Below are 20955 nucleotides of genomic sequence, written 5' to 3'. Positions count from 1 at the left end.
GCTCTCCAGTCAGCCGTTTATTTGTCTGCGTTCAAAATACTGTTCAATCACTGCATGATCACTAAAAGGATATTTCACACCTTGAATTTCTTGATAATCTTCATGGCCTTTTCCTGCAACCACAATCAGATCTTCAGAAGCAGCTTGAGCCAACATCTGCTCAATCGCAGCCATTCGATCCGCTTCAACCATGACCACGGTATTTTCTGAAAATCCTTGTAAGATCTCATCAATAATTTTCTGCGGCGATTCCTTTCTTGGATTATCACTGGTCACCATAATTCTGTCAGCATACTCTTGTGCGACTTTTGCCATTTCTGGACGCTTTTGCCGGTCTCGATCCCCACCACAACCAAACACCAATCCTAACGAATGCTGCTGTTCTTCTGGGTTGAGATGCACTTTGACTGCCTCTAATAGATTCTGCAATGCATCAGCAGTATGCGCAAAATCAATGATGACAGTCGGATGATGATGCACAATCTGCATTCTTCCCGGAACAGCACTCAATTTTGCCACATCGGCTTGAAGAGTTTTTAAATCGACACCGCACGTATTTACGACTGAAATGGCACACATTAGGTTTTCAATATTAAACCGCCCCAAAAGAGCGCTCTGATAATGACATTCTGTTTTTTGGTGTTCTGGAGATATTGATTCGTTATTCAGCAATTTAAAACCAAGGCCATCCGAATAAAACTCAGCAGCCTTCGCCTGCAACAGGCTTATCGAATCGGGCAACAGTTTTTCACAATTGTTATCCGTGTAGCAATCATCAGGCAAACAATAACCAAGGATCTTTTCAGAGCGAAGTTTCTTAAACACACTTTGATTCTGGTCTTCAACAAATTTCAACACGGTCTTATCTGACAAATTAAAGACATGATGTTTAGCACTATAGTCGGTAAACAATCGTAACTTTGTCTGCTCATAGTCAATTTGAGTTTGATGGAAGTCTAAATGGTCGCTGCCAATCTGAGTAATCGCGGCCGTATAGAATTCAAATCCTGTAATTCGCCCCAGTGCAATCGCGTGAGAACTGACTTCCATGACAACCCATTCATAGTTCGCTTCCACAAAACCTGCCAACAAAGTGGTCAAGCGAATAATATCCGGTGTTGTATTCTGAGTCGCTTTTAACTGATGAATTGAGCCATTTCCCAAGGTGCCAATCACAGCTACCTTGTCACCTTTCGCTTCCAACAACTGCGCACAATAAAACGCAGTGGAAGTTTTTCCATTCGTGCCGGTAATCCCAATCACTTTAAGTTTTTGCGTAGGAAAATCATAAAACCAGTGGCAAAATTTCGGCAATATTTGGTTAAGGTTATCAATCACAATCAACTGAACCGGACTAGCATTATCAAGTATTTGGTCTAGCAGAGCTTGTTCATGCATCTTTACCGGCCGGTCAGAAATAATCACGCGACAACCCGACTCAAGTACCTGAGTTAAAAAATCTAAACCGTGATGATGCAAACCTTGCTGTGCAACGAACACACTTTTCTCAGAACATTCACGACTGTCATTAATTAACCACTTTAGCTTAGGATTATGACCACTGGGAACAACGGCTTGCTCAGCACTCTCTGACAACTTCTGAAAAAAGTGAATAATCGCTTCAAGAGTTTTCATCTAGTCTCCAGAAGCTTGCATTGAGTCAGACTTTTTCGAAGTGACGTTTTCCGTCAAAGGTAGCGCTACCGGTGTCAACTTTGGCAACCAAGCCTCATCATCCGGTGCCACTTTGCGAATACGTAACGCTTGTTGCATGACTTTCTGAAAGACTGGTGCAGCGATTGCACCTCCATAATAAATTCCTCGTGACGGTTTTTTCACAGCAACCACCATAATCATGTCTGGATTTGAAGCAGGGACCAGACCTGCAAATACTGAGAGATATTCATTACCTTCATAGCCGCCTGATGAGGCTGTTAAGTGAACAGTGCCTGTTTTACCCGCAACACGATAACCTTTGATAGCGGCTTTTGGAGCTGTGCCTCCACGTTTAGCAACCGATTCCATCATTCCAAGCGTAGTCTCTGCAGCCTGTGCGCCCAACACCTGTTCTCCTTCCGGAGGTTGGGCCAGTTTAAACAAACTCACCGGCAATAAACGACCTTGATTGCTGAAAACTGTATAAGCTCTGGCAAGTGTCAAGGTGGTCATGTTAATTCCATAACCGTAAGATGTGGTCACTTGATTAATCGGTTGCCAATTCAAAGCACCATTAATTTGACCGGTAACTTCTCCTGGCAGATAAGTATTGCTTGCCGAAGTAAACCCAAAATCCAATAAATCCTGATAATAAACTTCTGGATCTATTTTTAATGCAATTTTTGCTGTGCCTATATTGCTCGACTTTTGCACAATGGTCGCCACATCGATTTTGCCATGCGCGGAGGTATCTGTAATTCGTTGACCTTGAATATAGAAAGCACCCCGGCCGGTATCAATTTCAGAATCAGGCTCCACCACGCCATACTCCAACCCTTTTGCAATTGCAAACGGCTTCAACGTTGAGCCCGGTTCTATGTAGTCACTAATGGCTCGATTACGAACCCCTTTTCCGATACGTTGTGAACGATCATTTGGGTTATAGCTCGGCAAGCTGACCATGGATAAAATCTCACCCGTTTTTGCATCCAAAATGACGGCCGATGCCGATTGCGCATCATGCCGATTCACCTGCTCTTTAAGGGTTTTATAAGCAAAATATTGAATATTCTGATCAATTGCGAGCTGAATATCTTTACCTGCTTGAGCTGATTGTGAAATATTCACCACATCAATCACATTTCCCAGAGCATCGCGGACAACTTGTTGCTTGCCATTAACCCCTGTTAAATGCTGATTGTAGGATCGCTCGATGCCATCGGCACCCTTGTCATCAATATTGGTAAAACCTACTAAGTTGGCAATACTTTCACCTTGAGGGTAGTAGCGGCGATAAGTTGATTCTAAGTAAACACCTCGAAGCGATAAGTCTTTAATCGCCAAGCTTAAATTTGGCTGAACGCCTCGCTTAACAACCAAATAACGAGACTTTGCTCGTTTATGAATTTTTTGGGAAAGTTGCTCACCATTCAGATCAAGAATTTTTGCAATTTTGTAAGGCGCAGCTCGATAGTGTTCAATCGCCATCCAGTCAACCCATAAAGAAGGTGACGTTTTACTGACTCTCAAGGATTTACCGGCCGGTGATTTCCACTCTAAATCGACTCGATTAATAAAAACTCCTGGCAAAGAGAGTTCACGAATTTGATTCAATAGCTCTGGGTTGTCTGGCAAAACACGAATAAAACTTTTGCGTTTATGACGCTGTTCAATTGCCAGATTTTTTAACTCTGAGTCTTTGACTCGAACCAGCTTTAAAAAAGTTCGATAATTAACCAGCAGATGGGACAAATATTTCGGATCAACAATAACATCATAGACACGCGTACTTAATGCCAACAAATTTCCATGTCGATCATAAATCGAACCGCGTGGCGGTTGAAGTTTCACCGTTCTAAGGTGACGGTTTTCGGCTTCTGTGGTTAGCTTATTCTTGTAGGCTGCTGAACCTTGCAAATAAATCGCACGAGAAGCAACTACAGTAAATGCCAACAAGATGACAAAAAATATCAGCCATGAGCGTAAATTCCGACTAATCATTCAGTCTTGCCTCTCTTCTGACTCTGCAGAGAGCATTGGTTTTAGCGTATTGGAGTCTGGAAGAATTTTGATAGTCAGAAAGGCTTTAGGGGCACTCTGCATTCGTAGTTTTTGTTTAGCAAGCACCTCGACTTTTGCTGGCGATTCCAGATGTGTTTTCTGCAGCATCAACTCTCCCCATTTTTCTCTTTGCTGCTGAATTTCAGTGTTTATTTGAAAGAGCTGAGTCTGGACCACTCGAACTTTCTCTTTCATATTGACAACGGAGATGGCTAAAAAAAATAAAATTCCGAGCAATGCGAACAACAAGCCTAATTGAAAACTTGATAGGTGCTTGAATAGTTTTTTCGAAGCTTGCTGTGACATTTTTATGGCCTGAATGAAAAGTCCGAAAGACTCACCAGAAAAAGAAAGTTGAACACTAAGGTCTGTTGAAAACTCACAATATGCCCTAGAAGTTCTAAATCCATTGATTGAAAACTCTATTTCGCTTCCATGCAGTTAATAAAGCACTCAATAAATAAATTTAAACGTTAAAAAAACAACACTCAAATACCAAAATTGATATTTGAGTGTCCAACATCATCAATTACTTTGCCTTATCTAATCAGTCAAGTTGTCGGCGAATAAAAGCTGGAATATCAAGCATTTCCATCGTACTTTGTTGAGGTGCACCGTTCACTTGCTGTTGATTCTGAGCAAAGCCATCATTTTGAATCGACATTGATTCTGTCGGAACCGCCTGTGGCTGCATAGACTCATTTGGCATAGCGTGAGATTGTGCCGCTGCCTGCTGGAATTGAGGTGTGACCACTTCTGGCTGTGCTACCGATTGTTGAGCAGTAGGAGCAGACTGTGTTTGATAGCTAGGCGTTTGAACTGGAGCTGCCTGAGTCTGATAGTTTGAATCGACCGCTGGCTGAGTATAATTCGGAGCAACCGTTTGTGGAGCTTGTACATGAGGTGACTGTGCCTGCTGAGCGTGAACAGCCGGTTGCGCTTGATGCACAGCTGCTTGAGGCTCAACAACCTGTTCTTGCTCAGTTGGTCGTTGATTAATTGTTGCTTTTGGTAACTTATCTACATTTCTATCTTGGTTAACTTCCGTAAGGCCGGTTGCAACAACTGTCACACGAATATCTTCAGGGTTCATTTCAGGGTCAACCGAAGTACCAATAATAACGACCGCTTCATCATCCGTCACATCTTCAATGATGTCACCAACCTGATTGAACTCACCTAAAGTTAAGTTATTTGCCGTCGTAATATTAACCAACAAACCTCGAGCGCCATCAACAGCTATATCTTCTAACAGCGGATTTGCAATCGCTTTTTGCGTTGCTTTAACAGCTCGGTTTTCACCTTCGGCAATCCCTGCCCCCATCATTGCGACACCACGCTCACTCATAACCGTTCGTAAATCTTCAAAGTCGACATTGATAATACCAGGGCGCGTAACCAGTTCAGTAATTCCTAAAACAGCATCCGACAAGACTTCATTTGCATAGTTAAAGGCTTGTCCGAAATCAAAACTTTCACCCAATACTTTTAATAACTTATCGTTTGGTACGGTAATCAGAGAATCCACATGTTCAGCCAAATCGTTCACACCGGCTTTTGCGGCTTTCATGCGACGCTCGAATGAGAATGGCATACTCACAACACCCACGGTTAGAATTCCCATCTCACGAGCAACACGAGCAAAAACTGGTGCAGAACCGGTTCCTGTTCCACCACCCATTCCGGCCGTAATAAACACCATATCAACGCCTTGAAGCTGTTCACGAATCTCATCAATATGGGCTTCTGCGAACTTTCGACCACGATCTGGCATTGCACCAGCGCCCAGACCACCTTCACCTAATTGAATACGAACTTCAACTGGCGACTGATCCAACGCTTGAGCATCCGTGTTAGCACAAATAAAATTCACTCCAGGAATATTGGAGTTTTTCATAAAGTTTACAGCGTTACCGCCGCCGCCGCCAAGACCGACAACTTTGATAACTGGAAGTCCAGGCACTTTGTAGCCGGAGTCTTCGGTTTCGGTAAATTTAATACTACTCATTTGTCCTACCTCAATCTGATATAGCGTTGTATTGGATGATGTTTATTGGCCTTTTCTGACCGGTACTGCTTCAGCAATGCTTTACAGTTATAGTTTTTCTGCAATTCTGAGCACCGAACTTCGCGAACGACCATTCTCTGCACATTCTTGCTTGCTTGGAAAAACTGGCTTTCCAATGCGTTTAATAATCGGTTCAATGACACCCATTGGAATCGGCGACTCCGGATATAAATCTTGAACACGAGATTTATCTCGAATAAATGTTTTAACGATCCGATCCTCTAGAGAGTGAAAACTAATCACTGACAACCGTCCTTTCGGAGCCAAGACTTCTACAGCCGAGGTTAAAACATTTTCCAGCACATCTAATTCACGATTCACAGCAATACGAATTGCCTGAAATGTTCGAGTGGCTGGATGTTTATTTTTTTCAGTTTTTGGCGACACTTGTGTCACTAAATCCGCTAATTCTTTTGTTGTATGAAGTTTGCCGTCTCCAATCGCTTCTTTAATATGCCTTGCGATTCGACCAGAAAAACGTTCTTCGCCATAAGTTTTTAAAACCCGTTTGAGTTCACTCTCTTCAACTTCTGCCAACCACTCTCTAGCGGTTAAACCTTGACTCGTATCCATGCGCATATCCAAAGGACCTTCTCGCATAAAACTAAACCCTCGCTCTGCTTGGTCAAGCTGTGGTGAGGAAACCCCCAAATCGAGTAAAACTCCATCAACTTTGCCAATCCAATCACGTGACTGGCAGTAATCTTTCAAATTTTCAAAAGAGCCTTGCTGAATTTCAAAACGCGCATCATTTATTTGCTGATTTGCATATTCCACCGCTTGGGGGTCTTGATCAATCGCCATTAAGCGCCCAGAATCACCCAGCTTCGACAGGATCTCACGACTGTGACCACCCCGACCGAAGGTACAGTCAATGTAAATTCCATCAGGTCGAATGGCCAAAGCCTCCACGGACTCTTTAAGTAACACTGAGTAATGGATACTTTGAGACAAATCAAACCCCTAAATCTAATTGCATTGTGAAAAAGTTATAGCACCAAATCGTCAAGCGCTTCGGTCGTTTCATTACCACTTTCTTCTGCAAAAGCTTCCGCCAAAAATGCATCCCAGTCAGTTTCACGCCAAATCTCGAATCGAGACATTTGACCAACCAGAACCATCGATTTCTCAAGCGGAAAAAACTTCTGAATCGACTTAGGTACCAAAAAACGGCCTTGTCCATCTAGTTCCAGTGTGTGAGCCAAACCAACAAAAACACGTTGCAAATCACGAACAATGGGGTTTTGCACCGCCCCTTTTAAGTTCATAATTTGTTCTTCTTTTTCGCTGAACTCGGGTTCTAAGTAGAGACTTAAGCATTTCTTGGAGACGTCAATGGTCAACACAATCGCATTATTACTTTCGACTGCTACCACATCCCGAAACTTTTTCGGGATCGCCATGCGTCCCTTTGCATCAACTGAAAGGGCGTAATTTCCGCGAAATGACATCAAACTCGCCACAATCCACCACTTATTACCACTTGGCACCACTATATTCAGTTTGCTTAGGGGTGTCAACTTGCGGACAGGCCGTTTTTTATAGAAAAGACAATGACTTAGTTGCGCTTTTCAAACCCTAAAACCACACTTAAAAACCAATGATTTTCTTTTATTTTCATCGAGTTATTGAGCCTTTCTTTAGATCAAGTTAAGAACAGGTTTTTAAGACAAGCATTTGAGTCTCAAGCTTAAAACCGATGCAACAAGAGGCAGATATAGTTAAGTAAAAACTCAGCTAACACTAGATGTAGTTTCCAACATTTTATTTCTTCACAATAAAATCAAGAGCCAAACGACCGACTAAAATAATTAAAAAATATTTTAATTGTTTTTTTTCTACTCTTAGCTTTTCACTATTAATAGACGGGTTGCCAATACCTTTGTAGGCAATAACCAAGAAATAAAACACAGAAAAACCAACTAATAGACAAGAAAATCGATTGGGAAAAGAAAGGTTTTTTGAAAAAGTGGGGAATATTCCCTAAAAATTATTAAGGTGGGGTGAAATCCCTAAAATTTAACCTAAAAATTCATTTTGGAGGAGTTTGAGGCAAATTGAATTCCCAAACAAAATCTAAACACTAGAGAATGTAAGATAAGAAAACACTGTCATTAAAGAAAAATACCAAGAGAAACTATAAGCCGGGTTCTGTACTCTTGCGAGCGGCAACCATTCATCTAGGGGTTACATTGCTACAACCCTCAAGCAACCTACCCGAAAACCCCTGCGAGCCACAAGGCGGAGGTCGAGCCCCACTTGTTTTCCTATTTGGTCTTGCACCGAATGGGGTTTACCCAGCGACCAACTGTTGCCAGTGGCCCGGTGCGCTCTTACCGCACCCTTTCACCCTTACCTGTTCGCTTGCGCGTCATCGGCGGTCTACTCTCTGCTGCACTGTCCGTCGGCTTTCACCGCCCAGCCGTTAGCTGGCATTCTGCTCTATGGTGCCCGGACTTTCCTCGGGAAGAAACCTTCACGCGATTGCCCGTTTCACTTGGTGCGCAGATTCTAAAGGATTTAATAATAAAAAGGGAGAAATCTTTAATTAGCCCAGTGAATAGTCGACAGGCATTATGACAATTCACTAAAGTAAACCTCAACCAAAAACTTTATGGGTCTTCAATAATTTAATAAATCGACTAACTAAATCTCTAGAGCATCTCGGACAGCCTGGATAAATCGATTTCGAAATTTATAAGCAACCGGTTCATTCACCATCAACACAAAAGGAAAACTTCTTCCATTTTTGTCAATAAAGCCTGCCAAGGTGGTCACGCCATGTAAGGTACCAGATTTTGCATACACCCCTTTGGAAACTCTGGGCAATAGCTCTCGGTAAGGAAAAAAAGCTTTCAATAAAAATGATAATTTTTCAGCTGTTATTTGATTTTGACGAGATAATCCCGCCCCTTCTTCGAAATTGGCTCCTACTAACCAATTCCCTATAGCATCCTGATAATAACGAGTCACCAAACGTTCACCAGCCGGCAAAGAATAGTGCTCTGCCGCCAAATTCAACGCTAATTGATTAGCAATAAAATTCGTCGAATATTTCAACATGGGGACTAAAACCTGCTGAAGGTTTTTAGAATTTCGGTAGCGCCATCTAGTAATGCTTTTTGATTGAGAAATACTTTGCAAGTTGGACACCCATGAAGGTTCTAAAGCCTGCCAGTTTACTTCAACACTATTTAATTTCACTGGATATGGGCTTTGGTCTCGCGCCAACTCTTTATTCAAAAGAGCGAGTAATAGCTGAACAAAGTGTTTTTCGTTGTTTTTAGGATTAAAGCCCAAGTTAATTCGTGTTTTAAAGCCCTTTTTTAGGGGGATATGGGATTTAGCCTTCTTACCGGCCGGTAAGAATCGCTTATTTGCCGCATCAATCGCCACTTGAGTAATCGGCGTTTGCGGCTCAGCACTCTGCCAACTCGTGCCATTCCATTCCAGAAAAGCCGTATTGAAGTTGGCGGCAATCGCCGTCGGAATCGCATCATAAGGATTGTCGCTTTTGGACGCTCCTGGAATGTCAATTTCAGCATCATAAAAACGGCTATCTAAATTTACACTGACAATTTGATTCACGCCAAGCCGTTCGAGTTGCTGATGAAGATGTTTAGCCATTAAAGCAATTTCTTCAGAGGTTAAAAATGGATCACCGTAGCCTTTAATCCATAAATTTGCTTGACGAGAATTCACTCTTTTACCGGCCGGCTCTTGCGCCTTCGAAGGTAAGACCTCAATAACAAAATCTGTGTAAAAATGATGATCGCTTCCCCAATGTTGAAGCGCTAAATAGGCCGTGAGGATTTTGGTGGTCGAGGCCGGAATTAACGGTAAATTTTGATTATTCACATATAATGGTGCCCAATTGGAACGGTAGAGCGCAAAGCTTGCTTGCTCAATTGATAAGAGCTTTTGAAATTCTTTGGACGCTTTAAGGCGTTGTAAATTCAAGCGTGCGTTAGGTAAAACATGGGCTGCAGAAGTTGGCAAATTTGTCTTCAAAGCCACTTCCGTAACATTCGCTCCTTGGGAATAGACTACAGATGACCACATGCTTACCAATATTGCCGCGCCTAACAATCCAAAAAAACGAAAGATCTGTTTAATGAACGTCAATTTCAACACCTTTTAACCCAAATTAAAAACCAACAAACATAAATGCAGCCAGATTATGGAAAACAACCTCAATCAAGATACATCCTCAAATCCTACGCAACCCCAATTCAAATGGTATCAAAACCCTTTACACAAAACTCTATTTTGGAGTTTTATATGGACCATTGGTTTTGCACTGTTATTACCCTTCGATAAAATGCAACTGTGGTACTACAGTTTTTTGATTGGCTCCGTTCCAAGCACGCTTCTATGGGATTGGTTCAATATTCAAACGGTGACAAGCACTTTGATTGCTGCTACCTTGAATGCCCTCGTTTTACTAATGCCTTACTGGTACTATCGTTCTAGCTTACAACAAACCGGTTGGCTTTATTTTGCATTTGGTGTCTATGGATTTATCAATGCCGCTTTAGGGTTTACCATTATTATCAGCATGAAAAACTTAGCCCACCTTTAATCGGTCTCTTACACTCTTATGACTCAGCGCTCAGATACAAATTCTTCAAGACAATTCACCATTGATTTCTATGACCGTTTAGAAGACGCTCAAAACCAACTTCTTTATCAGAAAATGGTTGAAACCGTAGCGACACTCAATTTATCAACCGATCAATTTCAAAAAACTTTCCAGACATTATTCACGCAACGCACCAACCAAGTTTTAGAACTGCTGCGCATACATAATGTGGCAGTACAACAATCCAGCACTGAAAACATTGAGCAGACTGATGATTTGGACGCTGACCTAATAAATCGTGAAAAAAAACATGAAACCTATCAACTGCGCTGGCTGGAAATCGACAAATGGGAAAAAACACTCCAAAGGTTTTTGCAAAATAATACCGAAAACGCGCTGTCGGAATCAGACTTGGCGATTCAGCTTCACCAATGGTTACCCTTGAGTCTTATTCATCAAAATCAATCGCCCGTGCGAATCGATTTTCTGACTGGAAAAAAAGCGCACCGCCGCCAATTTGGCGGGGGAGCCAATCAACCGCTCGCTCGTGCAATGGGCAAACTCGAGGATGGCCTGCCAACCGTTTTGGATGCGACAGCTGGTCTTGGAGGAGATAGTTTTGTCTTAGCTAGCTGCGGCTTTCAGGTGGCAATGCTCGAACGAGACCCTTTCGTCGCCTGCCTGTTACAAGATGCGCTCACTCGAGCAAAATTCATCGAAGACTTTGATACCGAAACCTCACACACAGATCTCAAAGAAGTTACCGGCCGGTTATCTTTTATAGCATCAGATAGCATTCACTATTTGACCCAAATAGCGCAGTCGCGCGAATCAGACACTCAGAACAAGATCATTGACACTATCTACCTTGATCCAATGTACCCAGAAAAAAAGAAAAATGCAGCCACCAAAAAAGAGATGGCACTGTTACAACAAAAAGTCGGCCCCGACTTAGACAGCCACAAGCTGTTGGATGTTGCGCTTAAAGTCGCACGTTATCGAGTCGTGGTCAAGCGACCTAAAAATGCCCCTATTATTGAGCACCCGACTTATCAACCAACGACTGCCATAAAAAGCCCGAATACTCGTTATGATATCTATGTGATAAAAGCCCTAAAAAAACATTAATCAGACTTTTAATGTGATTAATTAAAAATTGCAATTATCAGGCAAGCACCTATACTGAAAACTTAATCAATTTCAAAGAATGCTCAATTGGAAAGCCGAACGTCCACAACCTCTTCAAGAATTTTGATTTTAGATGACTCAAGCGTCATCCGAAGTCTACTTTCCATCACCTTGCAAAAGGCAGGTTATATTGTCGATAGTGCTGAAACGATTGATGAAGCGGAAGCATTTTATAAAGAGAGTCATTATGACTTGCTCATCTTAGACTACATGTTAGACATTGAGACCACCGGCTTTGATTTCATTCATCGCATTCGCTCAACCGACACAGAAACTCCACCTGTCATTATGCTTTCCGCGGAACAAAGCCATTCACATAAGGCAGAAGCAAAAACACTGGATATTCAAGCTTGGATGCGAAAACCTTTTACACCAGACTCAATTTTATCCTTAATTCCCAAAGTCATCTCCCGATTTCAAAGTCAAACTAACGCTTCAGCCATTTAACACCAAAGTACAAACCAAAACTTCAAACCTCTTTTAATTCCAAAACCCTTTGATAAACGGCTTTCTTCTTCTGCCCTTCATAACTCGCAACTATTTCAGAAATTTGTTTTACCGGTAAACTTTGCGCTAATAACGTTTTAATTAAATGATCATTCATCGTCGAATCGTTTTTTTCTAACACTTTTCCTGACAAAATCACCACAAACTCCCCTCTGACCCGATCAGGGTTTTGCTGAAAGTACTCAATCACCTCTTCGACACTCCCTGAAACAAACTGCTCAAATTGTTTCGTCAACTCTTTGGCAACCACCATCTTCCGGCCGGTAAAAACTTCAGAGAAATCCTGCAAAGAATCCATAAGCCGATGAGGTGATTCATAAAAGACCATCGTTCGTGTTTCATCCAACAAGGCTTCAAGACTTGCGACACGCTTAGTTGAACGTGCAGGTAAAAATCCCTCATAGGCAAAACGGTCTGTAGCAACACCCGCTGCAGACAAAGCCGTTATCACAGCACTCGCTCCAGGAATTGGCACCACGGAAATATCTGATTGCCTCAAAACCTTAACTAATTGATATCCAGGATCATTAATCAGAGGGGTGCCGGCATCAGAAATCAGAGCGCCTTTTTCGCCAGTTTGTAACGCCTTTAGCAACTGCTGAGCACGGGCTTCTTCATTGTGCTCGTGTAAACTAATCAGCTTTTTGTTAGCAATACCAAGCGCTTGCAAGAGTTTTTGACTATGGCGAGTGTCTTCCGCGGCAATCCAATCCACTTTAGTCAGTACATCAACCGCACGATACGTAATATCACCCAAGTTTCCAATGGGTGTTGCAACCACATATAAACAACCATTTTCTAATTCAGAGGAATGCACTGTGGGACGAGTCATAAAAATTTCCTTAAAACTTAAAGAGTTTGAGTCTTTATCAAAAATGGACTCAATACAACGAGAAGTTATTATAATGACCTCATCTTAGAATTTACGTAAATGACTGTTCAAATGAAAAAATTCTGCCAAACCCTTCCAACTGTCTCAAAGCAACCTTTGCACAAATATCAAGCTTTTCCGAATCGAAGCAAACCACTTTTACACGCTACGATTGTGGCAAGCATTCTAGCGTTAAGTGCTTGTTCGACCCCCACAAAACCTGAAAAAACAGCGCCAGAAGTTGAAGCAGTGGAAGTCACACCGATTGAAGCACCTGCTGAAATCGTCAGCTTAAACCCTGAACTAGAACGCCAAAACGCCCTAGAGCGTGGAGATTGGACGGAATATTTACGTTACAGTAATGAGTTATGGCAAGAAGCCACAAGTGAGCGAAAAATCGAAATTGAGAAAGACGTTTGGAAACACATTCGTCTGCTAGATAACGCCAGCCTTCAAGCCCTTTCTCAAGAACAAGAAGACATTGCCGCTTGGGCTGAACTCGCTTTCATGATGCAAAGCCAAGGATTTAGCCAGCAGGAAACTCGTCTCAACTTGAGCAGTTTTCACTCCGATGCCCCTTTTCATCAGTATCTGTTTGACCACCTTGTCTCCCAGCTACCAAAGGCACAACCCCCAACAGTCATTGCAGTCATGTTACCGGAGTCAGGAAAGTATAAAGTTATTGCGGAATTCATTAAAAACGGGATTTTAAAAAGCTACTTTGCCTATCCAGCGGAAAAATCCCCGATTCATCTGCGCTTTTATGACAGTTCGGACTTAACCAATGTCATGCAACTATACTATCAAGCCAAACTGGATGGCGCAGAGTACATTATTGGCCCCGTCCAAAAAGAAGCGATTGAATTGCTCAGTGGGTTAGATGATCCAAACTTGCTAGCATTAAATACCATTGAGCAAGCCACCGTATTTAACCAATTTAACCTGCGAAATCATTCGGCAGAAATGCATCTATTGGCAGCACTGGAAAGCCAGCAATATAAAAACCTTGCAATCTTGGCCAGTGACCACCCAAAACAACAAGCCTTTGCTAAAGCCTTTGCCTCACAATGGCTGCAAGATGATACCCACAACTTAGTAAAAATCACCTACCGTGAAGATGAATTGAAGTACCGAGAAGCACTAGGAAAACTTTTAAATGAATCGCAAAGTGTGGAGCGCAAAAACACCTTACGCTGGATTGTAGGCAAGCCTCTTGACTATTTCCCTCGGGTTCGACAAGATTTAGATGCAATTTTAATGCTCGATAAAGCAAACCGCTTGGCGGTATTCAACCCTCAATTCGATTTCTTTCAACTGCCTGTACCAATTTATGGGGAAGAAGCCCTGCGAGTGAAAACATTGAAGCAAGCTGCTGCAAACCCAGACTTAAATGGCATTCGGATTCTGAATCCTCCTTATGCCCTTGAACCAAGTGGCTTAACCAATCTATTTGAAGCCTTTGGTTGGGACAGTTTTTTACTCAGCACGCAAATGCATGCATTGAAAAACGGAGGGTGCTTAACCGCAGCTAAGACAGGTATTTTGTCGATTGATAATGCTTTAGTTGACCAGCAATTAATCTGGACAACCTATTCAAAGAATGGTGAGTTAAAACCTTTCCAATTCCCTGTTGAGCAAATCTTACCGGCCGGTGAAGAATCAGAAGTTATCCCACAAACTTTGAATAGATTAACGACATCAACATCTGACACACCTTCTGAAAAGGTCAACAAGCAGGAATTAACCAATGCGCCTTTGGCCACACCTCAGCCGTAAAATTGGTCGTCAGAAAGAATCTGATGCGAAGGCATGGCTAGAAAGGCAATCATTAAAAATCATTGAAGAAAACTTCCATTGCAAAGGTGGGGAAATCGATCTGATTGCTTTGCAGTCGGAAACCACCCCGGCCGGTAAAAAACATGAACGTTTAGTTTTTATCGAAGTAAAATTTCGGCAAACGGCAGAGTTTGGACATCCCGCTGAATTTGTCAACTTGGGCAAACAACAACGCATTCACAAATGCGCGCAACGATTTTTAATGAAATACCCAGACTATCAAAATCACCCTATGCGATTCGATGTGATTGCCATGACGGCTGACGAACCACCGCAATGGATTCAAAATGCGTTTTAAAAGCTCTAACCATAATAGACAACGTTGTACTTTATGCTGTATTTACTAGGGTCTGTTGACAATTCAGACTTGACTCTGTTGCTGCTTAAAAATGCAGCAATCACGACGCTCAGAGCGCAGTTTGGTTATTCCAAATAAGCGATGAGCAACAAAGAGTGCGACATTTTTAAGCGCAACCCGTAGGGCTCAAGCCATTTTTGCCCCAGCAGTGTTAGAAATTCGCTCAAATAGAATAACTATTCCACGCTCTTTCTGCCTTGCTGGAACGAAAAATGGTTTGAGCAGAGCCTAATTATGAATTGTCAACAGACCCTAGGGAACCTCTAATTGAATCAGAGGTTCCTCAACTACGAATCAACCCTCGTCCATCTTCCATCTTTACAAATCACTTCGTATTTTGCCCAGTCTAAAAAACTGTTCATTGTCATATAACCCGTTGAACGGTCTGATCCCGTAATTTGCTTGTAAATAATCCCTGCATTTCCTTGTAAATCAATTTCTAAATCAATGACCTGACGTAAAGCCCAATCTTTTCCTAACTGTCCATTTGCATAATAGTGGCCTAGAAGGATTTTTTCACTCGATAATTCGCTGCTTTGTGAATGATGCATTGCCAAGTCAAAAATACGTTTTAAATCGGCTTCATTAACATCTACAAAAGAATCTATACCTTTTAAAGCACTCAAAAAGTCCTCGTGAGATAACGCTTCAGGCTCTGCTGCTTTGAACGTTTTTTTCATTAAAAAACTAGGATAACGTCGCCAGTGAAAGAATAAATTAAAAAGAACCGCTACGATTAAGATTATTCCAACATTCAATAACACTGGAAACAACACGAATGTGTAGCCCAATTGATGCAAAGTTTCTGATCCAATTACCGCGGTTAGAGCCGTAGCACCACCAGGCGGATGAATAGCACGTAAATACGTCATTGCTAGAATAGATACCCCCACCGCTATTGCGGCAGCTGCCCATACGCTATCAATCAACAAAGCACAACTTACCCCAATAAAAGCTGAACTTAAATGACCAACAATTAACGGCCAAGGTTGTGACAGTGGTCCATGTGGGACGGCAAATAATAACACTGCTGAAGCCCCCATAGAGGCAACCAACAAGTCACTATCTTGAGGTAAAGTAAATTGTGAAAGCAAATAGATCAGTGCAATGGACAGCCCTCCACCCAAGCTAGAAATCCATTTTTCTTTATGGCTTGTCAGATTTTCTTCAATACCAAGCCATTTCATCCATCTTTGCATAAAAGCAACCTGTTTAAAATTAAATAATCAATGACCTTAAAATGAAATCAACTTAAACGCATATTGGCTTTCAATTTATATTGCCTTTATTATTTTTCTGCCGTCTTCTGTTGTTCACTTTGACTCACTCGCCTAATCATTTCAGCCGGTTTTGCAAGCTGGTCAAGCAAGTAGTTTTTTAATTCTTCGGGGTAAGGCTGTTTTTCTAGTGCTACTTTCATGCAGAGCAGCCAAGCGTCACGTTCTTCTTCGCCTACTTTCAAATGAGCATGGGCTTTTGGGATATTTATTGAACCATACTTGTCCTGATAAATATCAGGACCATTCATCCAACCAGATAAGAAATACACGAGTTTGCTTCGTGACTCACTTAAATCATCTCGATGCATACTGCGAATTTTTTGAGCTTCCGGCAGAGCATCCATCGCATCATAAAAATCATCAACCAGTTTTACTAATCCTTCATACTCGCCAACCGACTGATAAGTCGCATCACCAAATCCGTACAATGTGTTTTTCTTATTCATTTGCTTTCCCCACTGTGTTAAAAAATAAAACCGGTATTATGCAAACAAGTAGATCATTATTGTGCACCACTTTCCAGTTATGGGTACTCACCCTGATATACTCAATCACGCCTGAACTGATTTCACAATTTATCATAAGCAGCCTATACTGAATCGCTTGCATGTAAAAATGTCGACGTATCAACTGTCGTTTTAGGTAGCTGGATTATTGGAGTGATCGCTATAAAAACCAATGAACTAAACCACTTAGGGAACCTCTAATCAAATCAGAAGATCCTTAGGTAACTGAATCACTGATTTAGCAAGGAATTCCAAAGCTATTTTAAAACGGTGACAAGAAACGTTTTATAAAACTTCTACACAAAATATAACCGAGAGAAGTTCAATAAAATTCAATGAAAAATTGCCGCAGGAGATGAAATTCCTGCGACAAGTGACTCAAGATTGAATCGGATAGATACTTCGGTAAAGAAACGCCTTGTTAGGCAACTTACCGAAGCCGGAGGGCTAGATTTGGAGGAATTAAGTCTTAACGACCCAATTTTTCTTCAAGCTCTAAGACTTTTGGCAAAGTACTCATGATTGAATCGGGATTCAAGCTCATGGCATCAATGCCCTCTTCAACCAAGAATTCTGCAAACTCAGGATAATCTGACGGTGCTTGACCACAAAGACTAATGTGCTTGCCATTGCGTTTTGCACCTTGAATTGCCCAAGTCACCATTTTCTTCACGCCAGGATCACGCTCGTCATAATCATAAGCGACCTTTTCAGAATCACGATCAACACCCAAGACCAACTGTGTCAAATCATTGGTTCCAATTGAAAAACCGTCAAAAAACTCCGAAAATTCATCAATCATTAATACATTGTTTGGAATTTCACACATCATGTAAATTTTCAAACCATTCGCGCCACGCACTAAGCCGTTCTTGGCAAGCGTATCAATCACCTCTCTCGCTTCGTTCACTCTGCGACAGAAAGGCACCATGATGACAATATTATCCAAGCCCATTTCTTCACGAACTTTTTTCAATGCACGACATTCCAATGCAAAGGCCGGCGCAAATTGTTCATCGTTGTAACGGGATGCGCCTCGGAAACCAATCATAGGATTTTCTTCATCCTGCTCAAAAGCCCTTCCCCCAATTAAGTTAGCGTACTCATTGGTTTTGAAATCTGATAAGCGAACCACCACCGGTTTAGGATAAAAACCGGCCGCTAAGGTTCCAATTCCTTCGGACAGCTTATCGATAAAGAATGTAGCGCCGTCACCGTTGTAGGGCTCAACTAACGCCTCTACCTTAGAACGCGCTTTATCGGATTTTATTAAATCAGGATTCAACAGGGCAAGCGGATGTGCTTGGATTTGAGTGTTAATAATAAACTCCATACGCGCCAAGCCGACTCCAGCATTGGGAATAAAGTTCGAGGCAAACGCCATGTCCGGATTCCCAAGATTCATTAGCATCTCGGTTTTTGGCATCACTAAATTATCCAACTCGGTTTCCACCACCTCGAATGGCACTTCGCCATCGTAGATTCGACCTTCATCCCCTTCGGCACAAGAAACCGTAATCAACTGGCCGGTTTTAATCGTATCCGTGCCTTTCGCACTTCCGACGACCGCTGGAATCCCCAACTCACGGGCAATAATCGCAGCATGACAAGTACGCCCACCGCGGTTAGTCACCAGCGCTGTGGCCATTTTCATAATCGGTTCCCAGTCTGGCGTCGTAATATCCGAAACCAAAATCTCACCGGCTTTGAATTCATGCAGATGATCAACTGATTCAATCACTCTCGCTCGACCGACTGCAATTTTGGCCCCCACTGAACGACCAATAATAATGGGAGTTTTTTCATCCACATTATTTAAATTAAATTGACGCAACACATTTGCTTGTTGTTGCGATGCCACTGTTTCTGGGCGTGCTTGAACAATAAATAGCTCACCGGTCACCCCATCTTTCGCCCATTCGATATCCATTGGTCGATCGGTGTTCGCACGAGCAGAATAATGGTCTTCAATCGTCATTGCATATTCAGCCAATTGCAAAACTTCTTTGTCATTGATACAGAATTTTTTTCGATCAGAATTTGGGGTGGGCACATTGCGAACCGGAAAACGATGCGTCTGGTCCGTCGAGTAAATCATTTTGATTTTTTTCGCACCTAAATGTCGTTTCAAGACAGAACGAAAACCTTTTTTATAGGTTGGCTTATGCACATAAAACTCATCAGGATCCACGGCACCTTGCACCACGTTCTCTCCTAACCCATAGGCTCCGGTAATCAGCACCGAATCACGAAATCCTGTTTCCGTATCAATAGTAAACATCACTCCAGATGCAGATAAATCCGAACGAACCATAATCTGCACACCAATCGAGAGCGCCACATCAAAATGGTCAAACCCTTGGTCAATACGGTAGTGAATAGCACGATCGGTAAATAAACTCGCAAAGCAGCGACGACAAGCATCAATGTAACTTGGAAGACCAGCAATATTCAGATAAGTGTCTTGCTGACCTGCAAAACTTGCAGTAGGTAAATCCTCAGCCGTTGCTGAACTTCGAATCGCTAAAGAGCCTTCTCCATTCATTTGCCCCATCAACTCTTCATAGGCCGCAACCATTTCTTCATACAGAGCGTCCGGCAAATGTGCAGAGTAAATCATTTCACGAATTTGATTGCCTCGTCGCTGCAAATCTCGTGGATCATCTGGGTCAAGGTTATCCAACAAATGATGCATTTCATCCAATAAGTTATTTTCTTCAAGTACTGCACGGTATGCATCCGCAGTGACCGCAAAACCATTTGGAACAGGAATACCTTTTGGAACAAGTTCTTGATACATCTCACCGAGTGATGCATTCTTCCCACCGACAACGGGGATGTCATCAATGGTAAGCTCATTAAAAAAACGGATAAATTGATAACTTGATTTTGATGCAGACTGAGACATAGCCAAACTCCCAATTAATTTCTGACAAATTTATATGTGTTTATATGTGCTTTATTATGTGCCTTAAACAAAAGGTAAATTTAAGTGCTGTTAAACAGTCAGTTAAATTTTGTAAACTACAATGCCATATTTCACAATAAATTGCGTAGTAATCTACAAAAAATTACTTAGCATTAAGCTTTTATTAGAAATTCGGACGGAAAGAAAATAGTCCGTAATAAAAAGATAAATTTGTGAGTGGCTATCCTCATTTGGAAAACACCATAAGAAAAAACCTCCGAGAAGTTCTAAGCCCAACAGTGCTAAATTTCTCAAAAAATAGTCTTTATTAAAACCAAGAAAATTATGCCTTTATAGTGGGCATAATCTGTCAAAATTAACCGGCCGGCTTCTCTACTACCAATCGAACAAAGCGTCCGTTTGGGGTATTTTCAATGATTTTGAATCCAATCTTTGCAAGCATAAAGATCAAATCCGTCGCATGGTAACGATTATGCTCTAAAAAATGCTCAAAAACTTCTTCTAGCTTTTCTTTGTCATTTTTATTATTGGCATTTTCAGCTTGCCAAATTTCACCTTCAGGGAACTTGTGATTCAAATATGACTCAAGCGGCTGACGTACTAAGTCAATGATACAAAATCGTCCGCCGGGTTTTAACCAGTGGTAAATCCCACGAAACAAACTTACCGGTTGTGGCAACTCATGAATCAACATGTTTGCCATAATCACGGCAACCGATCCCTCTTCAATAGGCAAAATGCCGTCGGTTAAATCGGCTTGTAACAGGGTGGCATTTTCTGGCAACGTCAATTTAGCGGCATACATATAATTTGCAGCTTCCACACCAATCGCCTTATTGTCTGGGTAGCGTAATGCTAAATCATTGACAAACTGGCCAATCCCCGCACCTAAATCTAATAACAAATCGCCAGCAGAAATAGCTGGTGCCATTTGCGCATTCCAAAACTCCCAAAAATCCACATCATGACGCCGTTCATAAGACTGCGTAATCATTTTTCGAGCATGTTCCGCATCACCACCATGATGACGTAATATTTGTTGACCTCTTGCATGCAAATGCCCGTTTTGTTCCATCTGCTCCATACTTCTCCTCCTCGAATACCTAAGGACTT

The 20955-nt window shown here is 41.9% G+C and carries 17 protein-coding genes and 1 other RNA gene; 5 read left to right on the top strand and 13 right to left on the bottom strand.

The window, feature by feature from the left end:
* Positions 1-9 precede the first annotated feature (9 nt).
* From D9T12_RS03715 to D9T12_RS03680, 8 genes are all read right to left on the bottom strand, one after another.
* Entirely contained in the window at positions 10-1635 is a 1626-nt protein-coding gene (locus tag D9T12_RS03715) for a UDP-N-acetylmuramoyl-L-alanyl-D-glutamate--2,6-diaminopimelate ligase (RefSeq protein WP_130536915.1), read from the bottom strand.
* A complete protein-coding gene (locus D9T12_RS03710; protein ID WP_130536914.1) occupies positions 1636-3657 on the bottom strand; it encodes a peptidoglycan D,D-transpeptidase FtsI family protein in 2022 nt (673 codons plus the stop codon). It lies immediately after the preceding gene.
* Complete coding sequence (gene ftsL, locus D9T12_RS03705) at positions 3658-4023, bottom strand: cell division protein FtsL (protein WP_130536913.1); 366 nt, start codon at positions 4021-4023, stop codon at positions 3658-3660.
* A gap of 241 nt (positions 4024-4264) precedes the next feature.
* Positions 4265-5725 carry a cell division protein FtsZ gene (ftsZ, locus tag D9T12_RS03700; protein ID WP_130536912.1) on the bottom strand — a complete coding sequence of 487 codons (1461 nt, stop codon included), beginning with the start codon at positions 5723-5725 and terminating at the stop codon, positions 4265-4267.
* A gap of 87 nt (positions 5726-5812) precedes the next feature.
* Positions 5813-6739, bottom strand: coding sequence for a 16S rRNA (cytosine(1402)-N(4))-methyltransferase RsmH (gene rsmH, locus D9T12_RS03695; protein ID WP_130536911.1), 927 nt, complete (start codon positions 6737-6739; stop codon positions 5813-5815).
* Positions 6740-6774: 35 nt separating this feature from the next.
* Entirely contained in the window at positions 6775-7236 is a 462-nt protein-coding gene (gene mraZ, locus D9T12_RS03690) for a division/cell wall cluster transcriptional repressor MraZ (protein ID WP_130536910.1), read from the bottom strand.
* A 673-nt stretch (positions 7237-7909) separates the two neighbouring features.
* Positions 7910-8285, bottom strand: an RNA gene (gene rnpB, locus D9T12_RS03685) — RNase P RNA component class A.
* Positions 8286-8431: 146 nt separating this feature from the next.
* Positions 8432-9847, bottom strand: coding sequence for a D-alanyl-D-alanine carboxypeptidase (locus tag D9T12_RS03680; protein ID WP_130536909.1), 1416 nt, complete (start codon positions 9845-9847; stop codon positions 8432-8434).
* A 118-nt stretch (positions 9848-9965) separates the two neighbouring features.
* Here D9T12_RS03680 and D9T12_RS03675 point away from each other — a divergent pair, with 118 nt between their 5' ends.
* The 3 genes from D9T12_RS03675 to D9T12_RS03665 all read left to right on the top strand — a co-directional run bounded on the left by D9T12_RS03675 (position 9966) and on the right by D9T12_RS03665 (position 12002).
* The gene (locus D9T12_RS03675; protein ID WP_130536908.1) at positions 9966-10367 is read left to right on the top strand and encodes a hypothetical protein; all 402 of its coding nucleotides are present in this window, start codon (positions 9966-9968) and stop codon (positions 10365-10367) included.
* An 18-nt stretch (positions 10368-10385) separates the two neighbouring features.
* The gene (locus D9T12_RS03670; protein ID WP_240693228.1) at positions 10386-11495 is read left to right on the top strand and encodes a class I SAM-dependent methyltransferase; all 1110 of its coding nucleotides are present in this window, start codon (positions 10386-10388) and stop codon (positions 11493-11495) included.
* A gap of 87 nt (positions 11496-11582) precedes the next feature.
* Complete coding sequence (locus D9T12_RS03665; RefSeq protein WP_165395030.1) at positions 11583-12002, top strand: response regulator; 420 nt, start codon at positions 11583-11585, stop codon at positions 12000-12002.
* 22 nt (positions 12003-12024) lie between these two features.
* Here the strand turns inward: D9T12_RS03665 and rsmI are convergent, their stop codons facing one another.
* Positions 12025-12894, bottom strand: a complete 870-nt coding sequence (gene rsmI / locus D9T12_RS03660) for a 16S rRNA (cytidine(1402)-2'-O)-methyltransferase (RefSeq protein WP_130536906.1) — start codon at positions 12892-12894, stop codon at positions 12025-12027.
* A gap of 111 nt (positions 12895-13005) precedes the next feature.
* On the opposite strand from rsmI, the gene D9T12_RS03655 reads away from it, so the two are divergent.
* Positions 13006-14709, top strand: a complete 1704-nt coding sequence (locus D9T12_RS03655) for a penicillin-binding protein activator (protein ID WP_165395029.1) — start codon at positions 13006-13008, stop codon at positions 14707-14709.
* Positions 14681-15067 (top strand): YraN family protein, encoded by a 387-nt coding sequence (locus tag D9T12_RS03650; protein WP_130536904.1) that lies wholly within the window; start codon positions 14681-14683, stop codon positions 15065-15067. The genes D9T12_RS03655 and D9T12_RS03650 overlap by 29 nt, the downstream gene beginning before the upstream one ends.
* Before the next feature lie 347 nt (positions 15068-15414).
* Here D9T12_RS03650 and D9T12_RS03645 read toward each other — a convergent pair whose 3' ends face one another.
* The 4 genes from D9T12_RS03645 to D9T12_RS03630 all read right to left on the bottom strand — a co-directional run bounded on the left by D9T12_RS03645 (position 15415) and on the right by D9T12_RS03630 (position 20926).
* Complete coding sequence (locus D9T12_RS03645; protein WP_130536903.1) at positions 15415-16326, bottom strand: HPP family protein; 912 nt, start codon at positions 16324-16326, stop codon at positions 15415-15417.
* 89 nt (positions 16327-16415) lie between these two features.
* A complete protein-coding gene (locus tag D9T12_RS03640; protein ID WP_130536902.1) occupies positions 16416-16853 on the bottom strand; it encodes a group II truncated hemoglobin in 438 nt (145 codons plus the stop codon).
* 529 nt (positions 16854-17382) lie between these two features.
* Positions 17383-19821, bottom strand: coding sequence for a phosphoenolpyruvate synthase (gene ppsA, locus D9T12_RS03635; protein ID WP_130536901.1), 2439 nt, complete (start codon positions 19819-19821; stop codon positions 17383-17385).
* A gap of 376 nt (positions 19822-20197) precedes the next feature.
* The gene (locus tag D9T12_RS03630) at positions 20198-20926 is read right to left on the bottom strand and encodes a class I SAM-dependent methyltransferase (RefSeq protein WP_240693227.1); all 729 of its coding nucleotides are present in this window, start codon (positions 20924-20926) and stop codon (positions 20198-20200) included.
* Between the last annotated feature and the right edge of the window lie 29 nt (positions 20927-20955).

The sequence above is a fragment of the Thiomicrorhabdus indica genome (genome assembly GCF_004293625.1).
Classification (GTDB): Bacteria; Pseudomonadota; Gammaproteobacteria; order Thiomicrospirales; family Thiomicrospiraceae; genus Thiomicrorhabdus; species Thiomicrorhabdus indica.
This window is presented reverse-complemented; position numbering and strand designations above follow the sequence as displayed.